The following is an 18,809-nucleotide window of genomic DNA, read 5'->3' as shown; positions in this document are numbered from 1 at the left end:
TCCTCAGCGCAAAGGCAAGATGCGTTGTTCGCTTTTGGTGGGGCCACTTTTGAAGGCAGGGGTTCAGTGGCAGGAGTGAAGCACGAGGTTCTTCCGGTGCGCTCGTGGGCGCCGCAGGGTATGCCGCTTTTCCTCGTAGCAGCCGGAGTGTGCGCGGTCCTTTTGGCCGCAGGGTTCGGCAGCGGCATCGGCACGCCCACAGCCCAGCTGGCAGGCGACTTGGCCATACTTACCGCCGCCCTGACTGCGCTGATGACACATACAAGCGCGGCTTTGCGAGGGCATGGCGACACCAAGGCCCGATGGTTCGTTGTTGCAGGGTTGGTTCTTTGGTCCTGCGGCCAAGCACTCTGGACCTTCAACGGCATAGTGCTGGACCACGCATACCCCTTCCCATCGGCTTCCGACATTGGATTCGTCGGCTATGCGCTGCCCGTCGCCGTCGGACTTGTCCTGCTTTCAAGGGGTAGCAGCGTCCGCATGTCAGTTGTCCGCACTGTCCTGGACGTGGGAACGGTGGCCAGCGCCGTTCTCTTCATCGCGTGGGGCGCAGTCCTGGGGCCGTTGATCGCGGAGGGCAACGTTGACACCCTGGCATTTCTGACAACGCTGGCCTACCCCTTCGCTGACGTGGTGATGGTCTCGCTGGTGATCGTCCTGACAATGCGCGCCGCCCGTGGCCGGCGCCTTCCGTGGCTGTGCCTGGGCCTGGGCTTCCTGGTGCTCGCGTTGACGGACCTGACCTACGTGCGACTTACCGCCGAAGGCGTTACAGGTGTGACCGGATCCCCCTTGGCACTCGGCTGGGTAGCAGCTTTCCTGCTCGTCGGGTTCAGCCCTCTGGCTCCGGAGACCAGCAGCAGCAAGAAAGACGGACGAACGTATGCTGCGGCATTGGAACTCCTGCCGTACATTCCCGTTTTTGGCGCAGTCCTTTTCAACCGCAGCCGGGCCATCAACTTAGGAGACCCGATACTGCTGATCACAGGCCTCTCTGTCTTGGTCTTCGTCATCGTGCGGCAGGTCCTGATTGTCGTCGAGAATGTGACGCTTACGCGGGACCTGGAGTCCAAAGTGGCGGCCCGGACGGCCGAGCTTGAGGGCTTGGGTGCGATCGTGAACTCCTCCGGCGACGCCATCATTGGCAAGACACCTGGCGGCGAGATCCTCAGTTGGAACCCTGGGGCGGAGCGGATTTTTGGCTATACCGCAGCGGAGGCCATCGGCAGGAACAGCGATTTCTTTATCCCGGAGGAATTACAGCAGGCTGAACACGACGCCCTCCAAACGACCGCTGAAAGCGGGGCCGTTCAGAACTTTGAGAGCCTGCGCAAGCGCGGAGACGGCTCCACCATTCCCGTCTCCGTAACCCTCTCCCCCGTCCGGAATGAATCGGGCATCTGGGGCGTGGCCACGATTTCCCGTGACATCACCGAGCGTAAAGCGGTTGAAGCCGAACTCCTGGCCGCCCGGGAAGCCGCCTTGGAGTCGAGCAGGCTCAAGTCCGAGTTCCTGGCCACCATGAGCCACGAGATCCGGACCCCTCTGAACGCCGTGATCGGTCTGACGTCGCTCATGCTCGACACGCGTTTGAACGAGGTCCAACGGCAGTACGCGCAGGGAGTCAAGGGGGCCGGCGAGGTTCTCCTGACGCTGATCAATGACATCCTGGACTTCTCCAAACTGGAAGCCGGGAAGGTGGACCTGGACATCACAGCATTCGACCCCCGGGTGCTCGTGGAAGAGGTAGCTGGACTGGTTTCCGAACAAGCCCAAAGCAAGAACCTTGAGCTGATCTCCTACTGTCACCCCAACGTGCCGGAACGGCTCATGGGCGACTCCGGGCGGATTCGGCAGATCCTGCTGAACCTGTCATCCAACGCGGTCAAGTTCACCCCATCCGGCGAGGTGGAGATCCAGGTTTCAGTGGTCAGCCAAGATTCAAACAAAGCCTCCCTGCGGTTTGAAGTCCGTGATACGGGAATCGGCATCAGCACCGAAGACCACCACCGGTTGTTCGACTCCTTCGCCCAGGCAGATGCCTCCACCACCCGGCGTTACGGCGGCACGGGCCTCGGACTTGCCATATCCCGGCGGCTGACCGAAGTCATGGGCGGCGAAATCGGACTCGACAGCGAAATGGGTGTGGGCAGCAAATTCTGGTTTGTCCTGGACCTACCTGTCGGCCCTCCAGCCACGGACACCGGAATCCTGCCCGCCTCGCTCGCGGGCAGGAAAGTCCTGGTGGTGGATGACAACGCCACCAACCGTTTGGTGCTGGAGACGCAGCTTGCAAGCTGGGGAATGCAGCCCGTGGCAGTCGCAGATGCGCGCACTGCCATTCACGAATACCGTTTGGCCGTTTCGGAGCGCCACCCCTATGACATCGCCGTGGTGGACATGTGCATGCCCGACGTCGATGGTCTGGAATTGGCCCGCCAAATCATGGAAGAGAGCAACGGCTCAGGCGGCCCGGGGATCATTCTCCTGACCTCCACCATGCAAGTGGACAAGGCCGATCTCGCCTCCGCAGGAATCCGCGAGTACCTCACCAAGCCCGTGCGGAGCTCAGAGTTCTACAACCGGCTCCTGCGGCTCGTGGCAACGAAAACGACGGGTAAGCCAGCGCCCCTTGGAACCCAGCCCGAGCTGCCGTCCCGGGACCCGGAACTCCTGCTGGGCAAGCTTCTGGTGGCTGAAGACAATGAAGTCAACCAGCTGGTGGCGCGTGGGATGGCGAACAGGCTCGGCTACGCAGTGGACATCGTCGACGACGGCGCGCAGGCCGTTGCTGCGACACTCACCGGAAACTATGCCGCCATTCTTATGGACTGCCACATGCCTGTCATGGATGGCTTTGAGGCGACGAAAACCATTCGATCCCGTGACTCCAAAACCGTGAGGATCCCCATCATTGCCATGACGGCCGGGGCCCTGAACGAGGACCGCGAGCGCTGTTTCGCAGCGGGCATGGACGACTACATCAGCAAGCCTGTGGATCTGGACAAGCTCCGTGACATCCTGGCCCGGTGGGTGCCGCAGGAGCAGCTCGCGGAAGCACCGCCGTCGAACGTTGCTGTGGACGCTGCCGGGTCCGACGCCGCTGACGTTGCCGCCGCTGACGCCACCGTCCTCGACGAGGACAGGCTGCAGATCCTGCGCGACCTTGGACCGGCGGACGGTTTGGGCCTGTTGCCTGACGCCGTCAGGGCCTTCCGCGAGGAAGCCCAGCGCGCCCAGGAGAAGCTGCGCTCGGCTTTGGAGAGCGGGCAGGCCAACGCAGTCGAGGCGGCCGCGCACAAACTCGCGGGCGCCGCAGCCAACATCGGCGCTATGGGTGCCGCGGCCTTGGCCAAAGACTTGGAACGGCTGGGCCGTGAGGCGGGCCCGGGTGTTGCATCGCATGGAACGTATGTACTCGGTCAACTAAATTCGGAACTCGCACGGGTGGATGGGGCACTCGAGCGCACATTAATGGGAGCCCCATGAAAGTACTCATCGCCGACGACGACCAGATCTCCCGCATGATCACCAAGGCCGCTGTCGAGCAATCCGGTCATGACTGCATCGTGGCAGTGGACGGCGACTCGGCCTGGGATCTTTACCAGGAACATGCTCCTGCAGCGGTGGTGACCGACCTTATGATGCCGGGCCTGAACGGTCTGGATCTTTGCCGGGCGATCCGGGAGCGCGAGCAGGACACCTACACCTACGTGATCCTGGTGACCTCCCACGGTTCGCGAAAGGACGTACTGGCGGGCATGGAAGCCGGCGCGGACGATTACGTCACCAAACCGTTGGACCCCTTCAACCTGCACATCCGCCTGCTGGCCGCGCAACGCATCACCTCGCTGCACGCAGACCTCGCAAAGTACCGGACAGCGCTGACAAAACAGGCCCGCACAGACCCCCTGACCAAGCTGAACAACAGGCTCAAGCTGACCGAAGACCTCGGACAATTGCACAGCAGAAGCGACCGCTACTCATGGGATTACTGTCTGGCGATGGTGGATGTGGATAACTTCAAGAGATACAACGACATTTATGGCCACCAGGCGGGAGACGCCGCACTGGTGGCTATCGCCTCGACCCTTGCCGGTGAGGTCCGTCAGTCCGACGGCGTGTACAGGTTCGGCGGCGAGGAGTTCCTCCTGGTCCTTCGGGAGCAGACGGCCGCTGGCGCCGAAGTTGTCATGGAGCGGATTCGGGCAGCTGTTCATGCGCTGCAGATCGAGCACTCGGGCGACCCCGATGGCATACTCACGATCAGCGCGGGTGTCTCGGCTTTCGCTGAGGGGCACCGCGCGGGGACGGAGCAGTTGCTGCGCGAAGCGGACCTCGCTCTGTACGCGGCAAAGGCATCGGGAAGAAACCGGGTGACGCTCGCCAGCACGCTTTCGCAGGGCGTGGACTGAGCGTCTGGGCGCTCTGAGCGAAATCACTGGTTCTGTGTCAGAGGCCGTCTATAGAGTTGCCATATGAGCCACACTTCCTCCGCGCCTGCCGCTGCCCCTGTCAACGGTTCAGCACCCCAGCCGCCTGTTGCCAAACGTGTCCCCAGCCGCCGCGAACACCACGGCGATGTCTTCGTGGACAACTACGAGTGGCTCCGGGACAAGGAATCCGAAGAAGTAGTGGACCACCTCAAGGCAGAGAACGCCTACCAGGAGGCTGTCACCGCCCACCAGGAACCGCTCCGCGAAGCAATCTTCCAGGAGATCAAGGGCCGCACCCAGGAAACTGACCTGTCCGTACCCAGTCGCAAGGATGGCTGGTGGTACTACAGCCGTTCGGTGGAGGGCAAGGAATACAGCATCCACTGCCGCGTGGTGGCCCGGAACACAGGTGACCCCGTAGCCGACTGGACTCCGCCGTCCGTTGAGCCGGGCGTGGAGATCCCCGGCGAGCAGGTGCTCCTGGACGGAAACGTGGAAGCGGAGGGCCAGCCGTTCTTCAGCATCGGTGGCGCTGCCGTGACCATCGACGGCAACCTCTACGCATACGCCGTGGATAATTCCGGCGACGAACGCTTTACGTTGCGGATCAAGGACCTGCGGACCGGCGAGCTCCTGCCGGACGTCATCGAGAACATCTTCTATGGCGTGGCGTTCTCCCCGGACGGCACCCGCCTCTTCTACACCGTGGTGGACGATTCCTGGCGCCCCTACCAGGTCAAGGCCCACGTACTAGGCACGCCTGTCGCCGAGGATGAGGTTCTTTACCAGGAGGACGACGTCGCCATGTGGCTGGGCTTCGATCTCGCCTCCGACCGCCGGCACCTTGTGCTCAGCATCGGCTGCTCGGAGTTCAGCGAGACCCGGCTGCTCCGCTTTGACGATTACGACGCCGGTCTCAGCACAGTCATTCCTCGCGGGGAACACATTCTCTACGAGGCCGAGCCCTTCCTCCTGGACGGCCAGGAAACCCTTCTCCTGACCCACAACAAGGACGCCATCAATTCGATGGTGAGCCTGGTTGACCCGTCCGAGCTCACCAAGCCGCTGGCAGAGCAGCACTGGCGGACCGTCGTCGAGCATTCCGACGAACTCCGGGTCAACGGCGCGGGCGTCACGTCCACGCACCTGGTGCTGTCCATCCGGAAGGACACCATCGAGCGTGTTCAGGTCCTGCCGCTTGCTGGCCTGGGCACGCCGGAGCAGGCCACGCCCGTGGAGCCAGCCTTCGACGAAGAGCTCTACACGGCAGGCGTTTCCAGCTCCGACTACGAGGCCCCCGTGATTCGCATGGGCTACACCTCCTACTTCACACCATCCCGCGTCTACGACTTCGTTCTGCCCACTGCAGAGCTGCCCTCCGGCCAGCTGCTGCTGCGCAAGGAAAGCCCGGTCCTGGGCGGCTACTCCCGGCAGGATTACGTGGCCACCCGTGAGTGGGCAATCGCCGACGACGGCACCCGGATTCCGCTGTCAGTGCTGCGCCATGCTTCGGTACAGCAGGACGGCACAGCCGCTGGTTTGGTGTACGGCTACGGCTCGTACGAGATGAGCATGGACCCCGGCTTCGGCGTTGCGCGATTGTCGCTGCTGGACCGCGGGATCGTCATGGTCATTGCCCACATTCGCGGTGGCGGCGAGCTAGGCCGCCACTGGTACGAGGATGGGAAGAAGCTCACCAAGAAGAACACCTTCACGGACTTCATCGCGGCCACCGACTGGCTTGCTGGTTCCGGCTGGGTGGATCCTTCCCGGATTGCTGCCATGGGTGGTTCCGCGGGCGGCCTGCTCATGGGTGCCATCGCCAATATGGCTCCGGAAAAGTTCGCGGCAGTGGTGGCCCAGGTGCCGTTCGTGGATCCACTGACCAGCATCCTGGACCCGGATCTTCCCCTGTCGGCCTTGGAATGGGAAGAGTGGGGCAACCCCATCACCGATCCCGAGGCCTATGCCTACATGAAGTCCTACACTCCGTATGAGAACGTGCGGAGCGTGCCCTACCCCAAGATCGCAGCCGTGACGTCCTTCAACGACACCCGCGTGCTGTATGTGGAACCGGCCAAGTGGGTGCAGGCACTGCGCTCGGCATCCACTGGCTCGGAACCGATCGTCATGAAGATCGAGATGGACGGCGGCCACGGCGGAGCGTCGGGCAGGTACGTTCAGTGGCGGGAGCGGGCTTGGGACTACGCGTTCGTTGCCGACGCCTTGGGCGCCACGGGCCTGCTTCCGGGAGCAGGGCTCAAGTAGCGGCGCGTTCATAATCCTGCAGATTGCAAATTCTGAACATATTCAGAATGATGGTGATCATGACTGCGATCGCGCACAGCCGCACAGCAAGCTCTTCGGATCTTTCCCGCAACCCCGCCCAGGTGTTCCGGGCAGCGGAAGAGGGACCCGTCACGATTACGCGTCGTGACGGTGAGCCATTGACGCTGATCAGGTCCAGCACAGTGGAACGGGAACATGAGGCGCTTCGCTTGGCCGCGAGCCTCGTTGCCGCCTCGCTCGCTCCGGGCGCTTTGAGTTTCGCTGAAAGACTCCTCGTTCCGTTCCCCTGGCTTGGTTTCCTACCACCTAGCCAGCGTGAGCAATTTGCAGCCGAAATTGTGGAGGTAGCTCGTGCCTGTGCTGCTATTTCCAGCTTTGAAAGGTTGTTCGTGGTTCTGGCTGAGTGGAGGTCAACGGCTGAGGCTGTCGCTTCCGGATACACGCCCGATGACCAGCTTGACTGGCTGGACGACACAGAGGCCGTCGATGATCCCCGAGCCAGCGAGTGACGCCGAAGAAGGAAGCAGTCCCCCGCCCACTGCGCCGCTCGGAATATGAAATCGTCTTTGGAACGACGAACGCCCGAAAGGGTTGGATCGATGTTCTCGCTGTCCAACGGAACATCGTCGTACAGGCTTGGGAACGGCTTACTTCCGATCCGATGGCAGATGATCCCACATGCCATGGCATGAAAGGTGATCTTGAGCCCGTAAGGCACAAAGGAGTCAGCCACCGCCGAAGGCAGTACGAGCTTTCACATGGCGCGAGAATCGGTTTTACGTCGACGCAGGGATTGTCGTCCTGCTCAACGTCCATACTCACCACCCGAACGCCACAAAGTAGAACGCCATTGGTTTCCAGCTTTGAGTTTGTGGTCAGCTGATGCCCTCTGGAGGCAACCAGAAAGGGGCATTGGGTGTAACACCAACTCCTAGTGTTGGCGAGGCTCAAGTAGCGGTTAGTGCCGGACGAGCATGCTGATCCACATCGCGGCAAGCCAGTCCGAGAACCGTTCGTCACTCCAACCGCGCTGCTCCACGAACCGGGTCCAGAGTGTGCCGTCCATGGTCGCGAACAGCACATCGCGGCATTCCTTCTCGGTGACACCAAGCTGCCCGGTTGCAGCCGCAGCGTGTGCGTAGCGCGTTGCCACATCCAGGCGGCGGTCCGCCCATTCGGTGAGCATGGCGACGGCGTCGGGCTCGCTCGCTGCTGCTCCTGTGAGGGCCTCAAGGAGCGGGGCAATCCGGCGATTACTCGCGGTCACGAATGCGGCGTGGCGTCGGATCCTGGCCCGCAGGTCCGGCTCAGCCAGGATGGCCTGCATCTCCGCCCTGTCGTATAGGGTCACGTCCGCCTCATCGCCGCGGAAATCGACGTACCAAACGTGCCGGAGCAGCGCGGCTTTCGTGCGGAACGTCGCGTATACGGTTTCGACGGCGACGCCCGCCCGTTCAGCTACCTGCTTGACCGTGGTCTGCCCGTATCCCTGCGAGATAAACAGCTCGTTCGCCGCCGTGATGATGCTTCGCCGTGTCTCCGCAGCTTGCTGCTGGCGGCGGGTGGAATCGTACGGCCTCTTGATTTTTGCGCCCATTGGATGCAGTATAACAGTATTCAAAACAGTCTCACTGTAATGGAGTTGGTCATGTCTACCGAGACCGATGCTTTCCTCACCGAAATAGTTCCCCAACAGCAGGCCGCGGACAGTGCAATCCACGACGGCGACGCCGGCCCCCGCCTCGCGCTGTGGTCCGAGAACGACCCGCTGACGCTCTTCGGCGCGAGCCTCAGCGGCAGCGGCCGGGCAGAGCTTGAGCCCATGTTCCACAACGTCGCCTCGTGGTTCTCGCACTCGGATTCGTTCGATCTTGAGATCATCGCGGCCGGTGTAAGCGGGGACCTCGCCTACACCGTCGGCTACGAGCACAGCACCACCACCGTTGAGGGCACTCCCCGGAAATACAGCTTGCGGGTGACCCACGTCTACCGTCGTGAAGACGGCGCCTGGCGGATCGTGCATCGACACGCGGATTTTCCGACGGGAGAGGCCAGCGTTCCGTTGCCCCCTGGCCGGGGTGATCCGATGAGGGGCGAGCGCCCGGCAATGGGTAAAGAGACCGAGGCCTTCCTCGCCGAGATCCTGCCGAAGCAGCGGGACATGACGGTGGCCCTGCACAAGGGGGACGTGACAGCACGCCTTGCTTTGTGGTCGCACACTGACCCCACAACCCTGTTCGGTGCGCATATCTCCGGAGTGGGCTGGACTGATCTGGAGCCCAAGTTTCGCCAGGAAGCCCGACGGTTCGAAGGCGCCACCGGGTTCGAGTTCGAGGTTGTCGCGGCCGGTGCCAGCGAAAGCCTCGCCTACATCGTTGGGTTGGAGCACAGCCACGCCGTTGTTGATGGCGTCCTGGCTAACTACACGATGCGCACAACGCACGTCTACCGTCGGGAAGACGGCGACTGGCGGATCGTTCACCGGCACTCGGACCTTATTCCAGTTCAAAGGCCCCGGTGACCACAGCGCCACTCCAAGTAATGGCGCGCGAAGCTCGTGGGGGCGGTGTTAGCGGGCGCGGAACCCAGTGTTAGCGGGCGCGGAGCAAGGCGAAGTATCCCGGAATGAGGTCCGGGTCTGAGGGGTTGCTCAGCGGCCGGGTCTCGATACTCGTCGCCCCCTCCTCCAAAAGGTTCCACTCCGCCGTCGGGAACGCCTTGGCGCGCTGGGCGGCGCCGAAGCGGCCCGGCATCGGCAAGCCCTTGATGGCCCACTCCAAGGGAGCAGGAATGGAGTTGAGAGTGGCGCCGAGGTGGCTGACGTAATCCACGGGCGTGCCGGGAAAGTTGGTTTCGGCCAGGAACACGCTGCCGCGGGATCCGACGACGGGCAGCAGGTTTGCGGCCAGCGCCGCCCTTCCTTTGGAATCCAGGACGTGCAGTACGCCCCGGATGAACACGTTGGCATCACCTGTCCACCCCGCAGCTTCAAGGGCCGTCACGACACTCCGCGCAGCGTCAGGTGCCGTCATATCGCACACGGCGAATGACGCCGTCGTGATGTCCCCTGACTCTTGCCGTGCGCGGTCTACGGCGTTCGCGGAGTAATCGAGCCCCAGCGCGTGAGGGAAATGCTGGGCCAGCAGGCGTGTGAAGCTGCCGTTTCCACAGCCCACGTCCACCATAGGGAGGGACTGATCCATGCGGGCAAATTTGGGCAGGTAACCCTCAAGTTCATGGGAGCTGCCGGAATCCCACAACACATCCCCGGCGGCCCCGGTGGACCGGACGTTGCCCCAATAGCGGTCCCACGCTGTGAGCGGGTCCTTGGGCGCGTTCGAGGAAAGCCTGATGAGGCGGGGAATCAGCAGGTATTTCCGGAGCGCTGAGAGCATGCTCCAAATATATGTGGCGCTATTGCTCTTTCAGCCAAAGCAGGGCTTCTGTTTCTGAAGTAAAGAACCTCGTGGGGCATGGGGGTTTCATGATGCCAATGAAGAAATTGGCGATAACCCGGTCCACCGGGGACGAACCCCAAAGGGCGATACTTGAGGCCTGGCAGGGTTTGGCGAACACTGAACGGGCGCCCCGGGTGACGTCAGCCGTGGTGGCCATGTCCACAATCATCGGGTGGCGCGCTTCCCCGCAAATTTCGTTGACCCGGTCCATTGCCCGCTGGGCGTCCGCCTCCTGGATCCTGGAGCCGCGCGGCCACGTTAACCGCAGGATTCCTGTGTCTTCGAGTTCCAGCTCGAACGTCACCTCTTGGTGGTCTTGCGGTGTTGCTGGCTGGTTCACTGGTCTCCTTGGCATTTCCTTGCGGACGGCAGGAGGACGAAGCCTCCCCCTTGGCTTTCACCCTCTAGGCTGTCGAATCGGGCCCCGAATGTAAAGGGTCCCTCCCCGACGCAATGCCTTCCACGGCGACGCAAATGAGCATCAAATGCCCCTTGCAGGGTCGAAGCCCGCGGTGGCGCTGATAGTGTGTTGCCAAATCTGGAATTACGGTGAACGAACGTTGTAACGGAGGGGGCTCAGTGGGTAAGAACGGGGCCGATGTGCAGCACGTTTCCCGCTCCGCCGTCGTGGCGGATTCAGACGCTGATCGTTTGGCCTTAACAAAGGCTGCGCTCACTGCCGCAGGGTTCGAAGTTATCGCCACAGCAGACACCGCTTCCATGGCCGCGCAGCTGGAAACCGGAAGTCCCGCTGTAGTGGTGTTGGAGAACTCCCTGGCACATGGTCTTCGCAGTCCTGGTGTTCCTGTGCTGCTGCTCCTCAATGCCGGCGAATCCGTGGACCTCGAAGAAGCCCAAGCGTGGGGCGTTGTGGACTATGTGATCAACCCGGTCCGTGCCGATGAACTTGTCTACCGTGTTGAAACCTTGATTGGCAGGTCCCGGGAGCGTGCACGGTCCCGGGGAGAAGTAGAAGCCCTCCGCGAAAGCCTCCGGAACGTCTCATCCGCCATCAGGCAAACCAACGATCCCCAACTGATTGCCGACCACGTGGTTCGAGGTTTCGGCGAAGCCCTTGGCATGGACCATGTCTGGTTTGCGACCTTTCGGGACGAACGTGTCCCCTCAATTCGCGCCCAATGGAATCGGCCAGGCACGCCGATGCTGCCAGCCAGGTTGGGCGACAGCGAGAACGTGATCGTAGACGCAGCCAACAGGCTATGGGCTGAGGCTGACGTTCTTGCCGTGACAGACCACCGTACTCAGCCGGAATCCAGGATTACCCAGGCGCTCAAAGAGTGGTCGTGCGAGCTCAACCCCGTGTCATCAGTATTGCTGCCTGTGGGCGAAGGTGGGTCAGCGTTGGGCATCATCCTGCTCACCACTGTGGAGGAACGGCATGATTGGACCCGGCCTGAAATCGCGTTGATGCAGCACGTCGCCGGGAACGTGGCACACGGACTCATCCAAGGCCACCTCATCAGCGCCCAGCAACGCGTATTGCATCAGCTCAGGCAGTTGGACAAGGCCAAGACGGACTTCCTGGCAACCGTGAACCACGAGCTCCGGACACCCCTTACCTCGATCACGGCCTACTTGGACATGATCAGGGACGGTTCAGGTGGCCCTGTTCCTGAGGGAATCAGCAAGATGCTGGATGTGATCGCCAGGAACTCGGACAGGCTGCGACGGCTCATCGAAGACATGTTGACGGTGTCCATGCAGGACGGAAGCAACCTGGACCTCAAACCCGTGGACATCGCCAAGCTCCTCCAGGTGGTGGTGGCAACCCTGCGGCCTTTGGCAGAGTCCCGGCACGTCGCTGTGTCCTTCACTGAGGGAACCGAGGACGTGGAGGTCACTGCCGATGAAGCCAAGCTGGAACAGGTCTTCACCAACATCGTGGCCAATGCCATCAAGTTCACCCCTGAAGGTGGACGGGTGGGCATCACCAGTTCCATGTTTGCGTCCGCAGATGGTGGCCGCGCAGCCCTCGTCAAAGTTGCCGACACAGGCTTGGGCATCCCCGAACACGATCTCCCCCACATCTTCACGCGGTTCTACCGTGCCTCCAACGCCACGGCAGCAGCTGTTCCCGGAAGTGGCCTGGGCCTGGCGATCGCCCACGACATCATCAGCCGGCATATGGGACGGATGGTCTTCGACTCAACACTGGGCTCGGGGACTACGGTGTCCGTCGAGTTGCCGGTTGGTGGTCCCTAGGGGCCAGCTGGCGGTCCGCAAGGGTCAGTTGACGCCCCCAAATTGTCAGTTGACTGCCCGGTCCTTGTGACTTGACGCCCTCATGGCGCCCTGCACCCGTCCATGACAGGCTGGTCAACGGCTGGTCTGAACCTGACCCGCAAAGTCACTAATCTGCGACACAATCCGCAACAAAACTGATGCCCCGAGCAAAAGCCCAGGGCATCAGTTTGAGTCATGTGGCCTTGAAAGGCGCTCCCCCAATTTAGTTCGGCCACCAACCTATGGTGGTGGTTTCAGTCTTGGTGGTAGTGCTGTTCGGCCACCAGCCGATTGCCGTGCTGTTGCTGTCCTGCGAAGGCTCGGCATTAGCCGGAGCAGCGAGCCCCGTTACTGCCAGGACTGCTGCCATGAGCAGTGTTGCCGCAAATTTCTTCATCCGCTGTGCCCTTTCCTACTGATGCGAATTACCGGTGTGACTTGAAAAAGGTCACGAGGCAAACTATACGAGCTTTTCTTCACTATGGACATGGATAATGGGCACATGCAGAGTCCACAATTAACGCCCCATCTTGTAGCCGGACTCAATGCGCGCGCCAAATGGAAAGAACGTCACTTTGATGAGGCCTTTCGCTTGGCCGGTGAAGCTGCACATCTTGCCGCTGATGCCGGGGATGAAGTCTCCTGGTGGAACATGCGTTACTTGCAGGCGGAATGTCTCCGGGACCAAGGCCGGATCGATGAATACCTGGCGTTGGCACTGGAACTGAACGAGCACGAGCTCACGGCGTCCTCGCCTGAGCTTGGGGCCAAAGCCGGGACCATGGTTGCCGTTGCCCTGCAGGGGCTGGGGCGGTTGGCGGAGGCCGCTGCCATGGCCGCGGATGCCGCCAAACTTGCTGCCCGGGACGCGGACCTGGTGTACGTGCAGATCCTGGCGCAGCGCGCACTCATTGCTTCCCTTGCCGAAAGCCGGCTCCTGGACGATGCCTGGCGTGAGTGCTTGGAGCTGGAATCCCTGCTGACCGAAGACATCGACGAAGACACCGCGGGCAAGGGCTATTGGGTTATCGGCAATGTTGCCTTCCTGGCAAACCGGGTTGAAGATGGCAGCCGGTATCACGATCTTGCTTCCGAACGGCTGTCTCCATCCAAGGACGTGGACTTGTGGGCACGCTTCAATCGCGCCTCGGCGGAAATGCGGCTCCAGGCCCGGCTGAGTGACGCCGCCACGCTCCGCTGCATTGAGAGGGCCGAGCTCGCCACAGACATTGTGGGCGGTTCCGAGAGGGATCATTTGGAAATGTCCTTGGTCCGCGCCCACTGGAACTATCTCAACGGTGACATGCAGGAAGCCCTCACCATCCTTGAGCCCTTGTGTGCGCGCTCATCCATCCTCGCCACCCAAACCTCCGCGGAGTCCCACTTCCTCTTGGCCAGGACTTTGCTCGCCCTGGACCGGCGGGAAGAAGCCGTGGCGACCTTCAGCGAAACTGCAAGCCTTTTCGATCAGGCAGCGTTGCCGGACCGAAGCTTGGCCGTTCGTGAATACCTCCGGGATATGGTTGATCAGCGAGGCGAACCGCACGGGGGGTGACCATGCCTGAGGAAAACTCGAATGATGCAACAGATCCACGCCTGGGATTGCTGCTTGATGGCATCGTCAGGCTTGCCGCGGGAGACCTGAACACCAGGATTGAAATCTCTGATGCCCGCGACGAGATCGACGCCGTGATCATGGGTACCAACCTCCTTGCCGAGGACCTCCAGATTATCTATGAAGAGCTGGAGCAGCGGGTGGCAGCCCGCACCCGGCAGCTGCACGAGGCCCACCGCGAAATGCAGCACATGGCAATGACCGATCCCCTCACAGGCCTTCACAACCGCTCCGCCTTCTCGGCCGCACTGGCGGAAGCCCAGGACCGGGGCCCCAATGGCAACCAACGGCCAGGCATCCTGCTGATGGACATGAACGGCTTCAAGGGCGTCAATGACTCCCTGGGCCACACCATCGGAGACAAAGTGCTGGAAACGGTGGCGGCCCGCATCAGCGCTGCCGTCCGCGAGGAGGACATGGTGGCCCGCATGGGCGGCGACGAATTCGCGATCCTGCTGCAGGACGTTACCCCTGCGAAGGCGGCTTCCATCGGGAACCGGATCCTCGCTGCACTGGACGGGACCATGGAGATCGACGGCCAACACGTACGGTGCGGCGCCAGCATGGGCCTTCGTATGGCAGATCCCGGCAAGAGCGCCGAGGAACTGATGATGGAAGCGGACATCGCCATGTACGAATCCAAGGCTGATGGTCGCGGCAAATTGAAGGTTTTTGACGCCGACATGCTCCTTGCCCGGCAACTGCGCAACCAACTCGTAGGTGAGCTCAAAGAAGCGATCGCCGGTTCGCAGCTGGTGCTCTACTACCAGCCAATCATCCGCTTGGACACCCGAGGAATTGAAGGCGTCGAGGCCCTGGTGCGTTGGAACCACCCCACCCGCGGCATGATCATGCCCGACGAGTTCATTCCCATTGCCGAGGAAACGGGAATGATCTCGGATCTGGGCGGTTGGGTGCTGCGCACCGCCGTCGAGCAGTTGCAGCGGTGGCGCAGCGACCCCCTGACGGGGCGCCACGACTTCAATATGCGCATCAACGTGTCCGCCGCAGACCTCCAGCGGCTGGAGTTCGTGGAGGACGTACGCGAAGCCCTGGCCTCGGCCGGGCTGGACCCCTCGCTGCTGGTTCTGGAGCTGACCGAAAGCGCAGTCATTCAAGGCAACGACCTTGACCGCTACACGCTGAACAGCCTCCGGCGGCTCGGCATCGAGATGGAGATCGACGATTTCGGCACCGGCTACTCCTCCATTGATTACCTCCGCCGCTTGCCCGTGCACGCCGTCAAGGTGGACCGAACACTCCTCTCGGCGCTCGGCAGCGACCCCGCGCAGCCCGCCCTCCTCGCGGCAGTCCTGCAACTCATTCGTGCGTGCGGCCTCGGTGCCGTGTGGGAGGGAATCGAAACCTCCGAACAGGCAGACTTCCTGCTCAGCATCGGGTGCACCAGCGGGCAGGGCTACTACTTCAGCCGGCCGTTGCCGGAGGCACAACTCACCGAACAGCTGAAGCACCACAAGACCTGGCCGATCCAGGATTAAACGCACGACGGCGGTGGCTGGCTTTAGTCTGCGACGCCCGTTTCGATTGGGGCGGGTGCCGGTTTCGGCGGCGTCAAGCCCCCTCTTGGCGCGCCCGCCATTCGGAGTCGAGGATCGCATAAATGTTCTCGGTGGCCCACTGGCCTTTGTAGTGCCAGTTGTCCACGAGGGTGGCTTCCAGCCGCATACCCAAACGTTTGCATATACCGGCGGAACCAGTGTTGAGCGCATCGAGTTTCGCGTCAATGCGGTGGAAGTTCAACTGGCCGAACGCCAGCTTCATGACAGCCTCCGCCGCCTCGGTGGCGATTCCTTGGCCCCTGCCCTCGGGGTGGAGGATCCAGCCAAGCTCAGCCTGGCCTGTTCCCTCCAGCCATTTCAGGACGATCTCGCCCATGAGCCCCGGGCGGTCCTGGCGTTCAATGGCGAGGCAAGCCCAGTCACCTTCATGCTTGAACTGTGCATTGGCGTAGCGGCCCAGAACTTCCATGGATTGTGTCTTGGTCAGTTCGTTTCGCAGCAGGTACCGGGCGGTTTCCGGCAGCGACTGGTAGGCGTGGAACCGCTCAAGGTCCTCGGCCTCGAAACGCCGCAGTATGAGTCGTTCGGTCATGATCGGAAGCTCAATTTCGGGCATGTCTTCGAGGCTACTAGGCGCGTCCAAATCCTCGCCTTGAGCTTGTCCAGTCTTGACAGTTGGGCCGATCTGGGATTACCTAATGAACATTCGGTAAATAAAGCTGGAGGCAATGACGCATGGTTGAAACAACCCTCTCCGGTGCAACGCACCACATCCTGACGAACGACTACGCGTCTGAATGGATGGGCATTGAGGTCCTCAAGATCGACGACGGCCATGCCACCATCCGCATGCACCTCCGCCAGGAAATGCTCAATGGATTCGGAATGGCTCATGGCGGAATGATCTTCGCCTTCGCAGACACGGCCTTCGCACTGGCCTGCAACCCGGCCAACCCCACGCCAAAGCAAGCCGCCAACATCACGGTGGCGTCCGGCGTCGACATCAACTTCATCAAGCCGGCGTTCGAAGGCCAGGTGATTACCGCCGTCGCAAACCGTCGCGCGAGTACCGGCCGGAGCGGCCTCTACGACATCCAGATCTACGCGGCTTCACCAGGCGCCGAGGGCGCCACCCCCGATCCAGATCCCGGAGAACTCATTGCAGAGTTCCGGGGCCGCAGCCGCACCATCTCCAAGAAGTAGGAACACAGATGACCCAGAACACCGTCGCCGCGCCCGCATCGCCCACCTCCGAGGGAACCGCCCCCGTCCTGGACCGCGAAGAAACGATGTCCCGCGACGAGCTCGAAGCACTCCAGCTCAGCCGCCTGCAGCACACGGTGGCCTACGCCTACGATCGCGTGCCGCTGTACAAGCGCAAGTTCGATGAAGCCGGCGTGCACCCGACCGACCTCCGCGAGTTGAGCGACCTCGGCAAGTTCCCGTACACCACCAAGGAAGACCTCCGCCTGGAGTACCCGTTTGGCATGTTCGCGGTCCCGCAGCACAAGGTTGCCCGGATCCACGCGAGCTCCGGCACCACCGGTCGCCCCACCGTGGTGGGCTACACCAAGAACGACCTCGCCAACTGGGCAACCCTGGTGGCCCGTTCCCTGCGCGCCTCCGGCGTCCGTCCGGGCATGAAGGTCCACAACGCCTACGGCTACGGTCTCTTCACCGGCGGCCTCGGCGCCCACGCCGGCGCTGAAGCGCTGGGCTGCACAGTCATCCCGATGTCCGGCGGCCAGACCGAACGCCAGATCCAGCTCATCCAGGACTTCAAACCGGACGCCATCCTGGCCACCCCCACGTACCTGCTGACCATCGCCGACGCCATGGCGCACCAGGGCATCGACCCGACCTCCACATCACTCAAATTCGCCGTGCTTGGCGCCGAGCCGTGGACCGAAGAGATGCGCCACGAACTCGAAACCACCATGAACATCAAGGCCTCGGACATTTACGGACTCTCCGAAGTCATGGGCCCGGGTGTGGCTGGCGAAGCTGTTGAAACGCAAGACGGCTGCCACATCTGGGAAGACCACTTCCGGCCCGAAATCATCGATCCGTTCGATCACTCCACAGTCCTGGGCGACGGCGAACCCGGCGAACTGGTCTTCACATCGCTGACCAAGGAAGCGCTGCCGATCATCCGCTACCGCACCAAGGACCTCACCCGCTTGCTCCCCGGCACCGCCCGCCCCGCACACCGCCGGATGGGCCGCATCACCGGCCGCAGCGACGACATGATCATCCTGCGCGGCGTGAACCTCTTCCCCTCCCAGATCGAGGAAATCGCCCTGCGTATCCCCGAGCTCAGCCCGCACTTCCAGCTTGAAATCACCCGCCCCGAAGGCAAGCGCATGGATTCGCTGACCGTGAAAATCGAGCGGCGCGAAAACGTCCCCGCAGAGTCAGGCACGACGGCGGCCCGCACCTTGCGCGAGCAGATCAAGATTCACGTCGGGTCCTCTTGCGTGGTTGATGTTGTGGAGCCCGGTTCCCTTGAGCGTTCCAACGGGAAGCTCCGCCGGATCTACGACCTGCGGCCGAAGGGCTGACATGCGGCGTCGCTGAACGGCAGCCCGTCTAGAGATCGTGAGAAAATGCCACCATGCCTACTGAGACAACCACCAAGCGCGGACGGCCCGGTTACGACCAGCAGTCGGTGCTCCGCATCGCCGTCGACGTCTTCAACCGCCACGGGTACGATGCTACGTCCATGGGCATCCTGGCCGAGAACCTCGGGATCTCCAAGTCAGCTATCTACCACCATGTGCCGTCCAAGGGCGATCTGCTGAAGCTCGCCCTGGACCACGCCCTGGGCGGTTTGGAGGCCATCCTCGACGAACCTGCCGCCACCTCCGGGCCAGCCGATGCTCGGCTGGAGTTCGTGCTGCGGCAGACCATCGCGGTACTGGTGGACAGGCTGCCGTTCGTGACGTTGCTGCTGCGCCTGCGGGGAAATACCGAGATCGAACGCGACGCCCTGGAACGCCGGCGCGCCTTCGATCACAAGGTTGCCGCGCTCATCGCGGCGGCCCGGCAAGACGGCTCCCTGCGACAGGACATCGATCCCCGCACGGTCACCCGGCTGCTGTTCGGCACGATCAACTCGATCGTGGAGTGGTACAAGCCAGGCGGCTCCCTCTCCCCCGAGAAACTTGCCGACGACGTCATCACCATGGCGTTCGAGGGCCTCCACACCGCCGCCTGACCTTCTCTCACATCCGGACTCGTTTCCCCG

General features: G+C 62.3%; 16 protein-coding genes. 11 read left to right on the top strand and 5 right to left on the bottom strand.

Annotation, left to right across the window (positions count from 1 at the left end; translation table 11 throughout):
• Positions 1-66 precede the first annotated feature (66 nt).
• The 4 genes from ABIE18_RS17140 to ABIE18_RS17125 all read left to right on the top strand — a co-directional run bounded on the left by ABIE18_RS17140 (position 67) and on the right by ABIE18_RS17125 (position 7,234).
• A complete protein-coding gene (locus ABIE18_RS17140) occupies positions 67-3,489 on the top strand; it encodes a hybrid sensor histidine kinase/response regulator (protein WP_499723828.1) in 3,423 nt (1,140 codons plus the stop codon).
• Positions 3,486-4,415: a GGDEF domain-containing protein gene (locus ABIE18_RS17135; RefSeq protein WP_499723827.1), complete on the top strand. Its 930-nt coding sequence runs from the start codon at positions 3,486-3,488 to the stop codon at positions 4,413-4,415. The genes ABIE18_RS17140 and ABIE18_RS17135 overlap by 4 nt, the downstream gene beginning before the upstream one ends.
• A 63-nt stretch (positions 4,416-4,478) precedes the next feature.
• Entirely contained in the window at positions 4,479-6,704 is a 2,226-nt protein-coding gene (locus tag ABIE18_RS17130; protein ID WP_499723826.1) for a S9 family peptidase, read from the top strand.
• Positions 6,705-6,763: 59 nt separating this feature from the next.
• The gene (locus tag ABIE18_RS17125) at positions 6,764-7,234 is read left to right on the top strand and encodes a type II toxin-antitoxin system Phd/YefM family antitoxin (protein WP_499723825.1); all 471 of its coding nucleotides are present in this window, start codon (positions 6,764-6,766) and stop codon (positions 7,232-7,234) included.
• 449 nt (positions 7,235-7,683) lie between these two features.
• On the opposite strand, the gene ABIE18_RS17120 is transcribed toward ABIE18_RS17125, so the two are convergent.
• A complete protein-coding gene (locus ABIE18_RS17120) occupies positions 7,684-8,322 on the bottom strand; it encodes a TetR/AcrR family transcriptional regulator (protein WP_499723824.1) in 639 nt (212 codons plus the stop codon).
• Positions 8,323-8,373: 51 nt separating this feature from the next.
• Here ABIE18_RS17120 and ABIE18_RS17115 point away from each other — a divergent pair, with 51 nt between their 5' ends.
• On the top strand, positions 8,374-9,246 hold the full coding sequence (locus ABIE18_RS17115) for a nuclear transport factor 2 family protein (RefSeq protein ID WP_499723823.1): 873 nt from the start codon (positions 8,374-8,376) through the stop codon (positions 9,244-9,246).
• A 70-nt stretch (positions 9,247-9,316) separates the two neighbouring features.
• Here ABIE18_RS17115 and ABIE18_RS17110 read toward each other — a convergent pair whose 3' ends face one another.
• Together ABIE18_RS17110 and ABIE18_RS17105 are read right to left on the bottom strand one after the other, a co-directional pair.
• Complete coding sequence (locus tag ABIE18_RS17110) at positions 9,317-10,120, bottom strand: class I SAM-dependent methyltransferase (RefSeq protein ID WP_499723822.1); 804 nt, start codon at positions 10,118-10,120, stop codon at positions 9,317-9,319.
• Between the two features lie 19 nt (positions 10,121-10,139).
• Complete coding sequence (locus tag ABIE18_RS17105) at positions 10,140-10,523, bottom strand: DUF7793 family protein (RefSeq protein WP_442003531.1); 384 nt, start codon at positions 10,521-10,523, stop codon at positions 10,140-10,142.
• 239 nt (positions 10,524-10,762) lie between these two features.
• Here ABIE18_RS17105 and ABIE18_RS17100 point away from each other — a divergent pair, with 239 nt between their 5' ends.
• Entirely contained in the window at positions 10,763-12,406 is a 1,644-nt protein-coding gene (locus tag ABIE18_RS17100; protein WP_499723821.1) for an ATP-binding protein, read from the top strand.
• Between the two features lie 244 nt (positions 12,407-12,650).
• Here ABIE18_RS17100 and ABIE18_RS17095 read toward each other — a convergent pair whose 3' ends face one another.
• Entirely contained in the window at positions 12,651-12,824 is a 174-nt protein-coding gene (locus tag ABIE18_RS17095) for a hypothetical protein (protein WP_216926367.1), read from the bottom strand.
• A gap of 105 nt (positions 12,825-12,929) precedes the next feature.
• Between ABIE18_RS17095 and ABIE18_RS17090 the strand changes: the two genes are divergently transcribed.
• Complete coding sequence (locus ABIE18_RS17090) at positions 12,930-13,982, top strand: hypothetical protein (RefSeq protein WP_499723820.1); 1,053 nt, start codon at positions 12,930-12,932, stop codon at positions 13,980-13,982.
• A gap of 2 nt (positions 13,983-13,984) precedes the next feature.
• The gene (locus ABIE18_RS17085) at positions 13,985-15,541 is read left to right on the top strand and encodes a putative bifunctional diguanylate cyclase/phosphodiesterase (protein WP_499723819.1); all 1,557 of its coding nucleotides are present in this window, start codon (positions 13,985-13,987) and stop codon (positions 15,539-15,541) included.
• A 73-nt stretch (positions 15,542-15,614) separates the two neighbouring features.
• On the opposite strand, the gene ABIE18_RS17080 is transcribed toward ABIE18_RS17085, so the two are convergent.
• Entirely contained in the window at positions 15,615-16,178 is a 564-nt protein-coding gene (locus ABIE18_RS17080; RefSeq protein WP_499723818.1) for a GNAT family N-acetyltransferase, read from the bottom strand.
• A 119-nt stretch (positions 16,179-16,297) separates the two neighbouring features.
• Here ABIE18_RS17080 and ABIE18_RS17075 point away from each other — a divergent pair, with 119 nt between their 5' ends.
• From ABIE18_RS17075 to ABIE18_RS17065, 3 genes are read left to right on the top strand one after another with little or no spacing between them, the layout of a single operon-like run.
• Positions 16,298-16,765: a hotdog fold thioesterase gene (locus ABIE18_RS17075; RefSeq protein ID WP_499723817.1), complete on the top strand. Its 468-nt coding sequence runs from the start codon at positions 16,298-16,300 to the stop codon at positions 16,763-16,765.
• Between the two features lie 8 nt (positions 16,766-16,773).
• A complete protein-coding gene (gene paaK, locus ABIE18_RS17070; protein WP_499723816.1) occupies positions 16,774-18,123 on the top strand; it encodes a phenylacetate--CoA ligase PaaK in 1,350 nt (449 codons plus the stop codon).
• Between the two features lie 53 nt (positions 18,124-18,176).
• A complete protein-coding gene (locus ABIE18_RS17065) occupies positions 18,177-18,779 on the top strand; it encodes a TetR-type transcription factor C-terminal domain-containing protein (protein WP_431116337.1) in 603 nt (200 codons plus the stop codon).
• The last annotated feature ends 30 nt before the right edge of the window (positions 18,780-18,809 follow it).

Source organism: Arthrobacter sp. 2762, from assembly GCF_040548745.1.
Taxonomy (GTDB): domain Bacteria; phylum Actinomycetota; class Actinomycetes; order Actinomycetales; family Micrococcaceae; genus Arthrobacter.
Note: the sequence above shows the minus strand (reverse complement) of the source record. Positions and strands in the feature narration are given on the sequence as shown.

Bases quoted from the DNA above. Each gene is read 5' to 3' on its own strand.
- paaK (WP_499723816.1), top strand. From the start codon at position 16,774: ATGACCCAGAACACCGTCGCCGCGCCCGCATCGCCCACCTCCGAGGGA.
- ABIE18_RS17065 (WP_431116337.1), top strand. From the start codon at position 18,177: ATGCCTACTGAGACAACCACCAAGCGCGGACGGCCCGGTTACGACCAG.
- ABIE18_RS17095 (WP_216926367.1), bottom strand. From the start codon at position 12,824: ATGAAGAAATTTGCGGCAACACTGCTCATGGCAGCAGTCCTGGCAGTA.
- ABIE18_RS17110 (WP_499723822.1), bottom strand. From the start codon at position 10,120: ATGCTCTCAGCGCTCCGGAAATACCTGCTGATTCCCCGCCTCATCAGG.
- ABIE18_RS17090 (WP_499723820.1), top strand. From the start codon at position 12,930: ATGCAGAGTCCACAATTAACGCCCCATCTTGTAGCCGGACTCAATGCG.
- ABIE18_RS17130 (WP_499723826.1), top strand. From the start codon at position 4,479: ATGAGCCACACTTCCTCCGCGCCTGCCGCTGCCCCTGTCAACGGTTCA.
- ABIE18_RS17125 (WP_499723825.1), top strand. From the start codon at position 6,764: ATGACTGCGATCGCGCACAGCCGCACAGCAAGCTCTTCGGATCTTTCC.
- ABIE18_RS17080 (WP_499723818.1), bottom strand. From the start codon at position 16,178: ATGCCCGAAATTGAGCTTCCGATCATGACCGAACGACTCATACTGCGG.
- ABIE18_RS17085 (WP_499723819.1), top strand. From the start codon at position 13,985: ATGCCTGAGGAAAACTCGAATGATGCAACAGATCCACGCCTGGGATTG.
- ABIE18_RS17120 (WP_499723824.1), bottom strand. From the start codon at position 8,322: ATGGGCGCAAAAATCAAGAGGCCGTACGATTCCACCCGCCGCCAGCAG.
- ABIE18_RS17115 (WP_499723823.1), top strand. From the start codon at position 8,374: ATGTCTACCGAGACCGATGCTTTCCTCACCGAAATAGTTCCCCAACAG.
- ABIE18_RS17135 (WP_499723827.1), top strand. From the start codon at position 3,486: ATGAAAGTACTCATCGCCGACGACGACCAGATCTCCCGCATGATCACC.
- ABIE18_RS17075 (WP_499723817.1), top strand. From the start codon at position 16,298: ATGGTTGAAACAACCCTCTCCGGTGCAACGCACCACATCCTGACGAAC.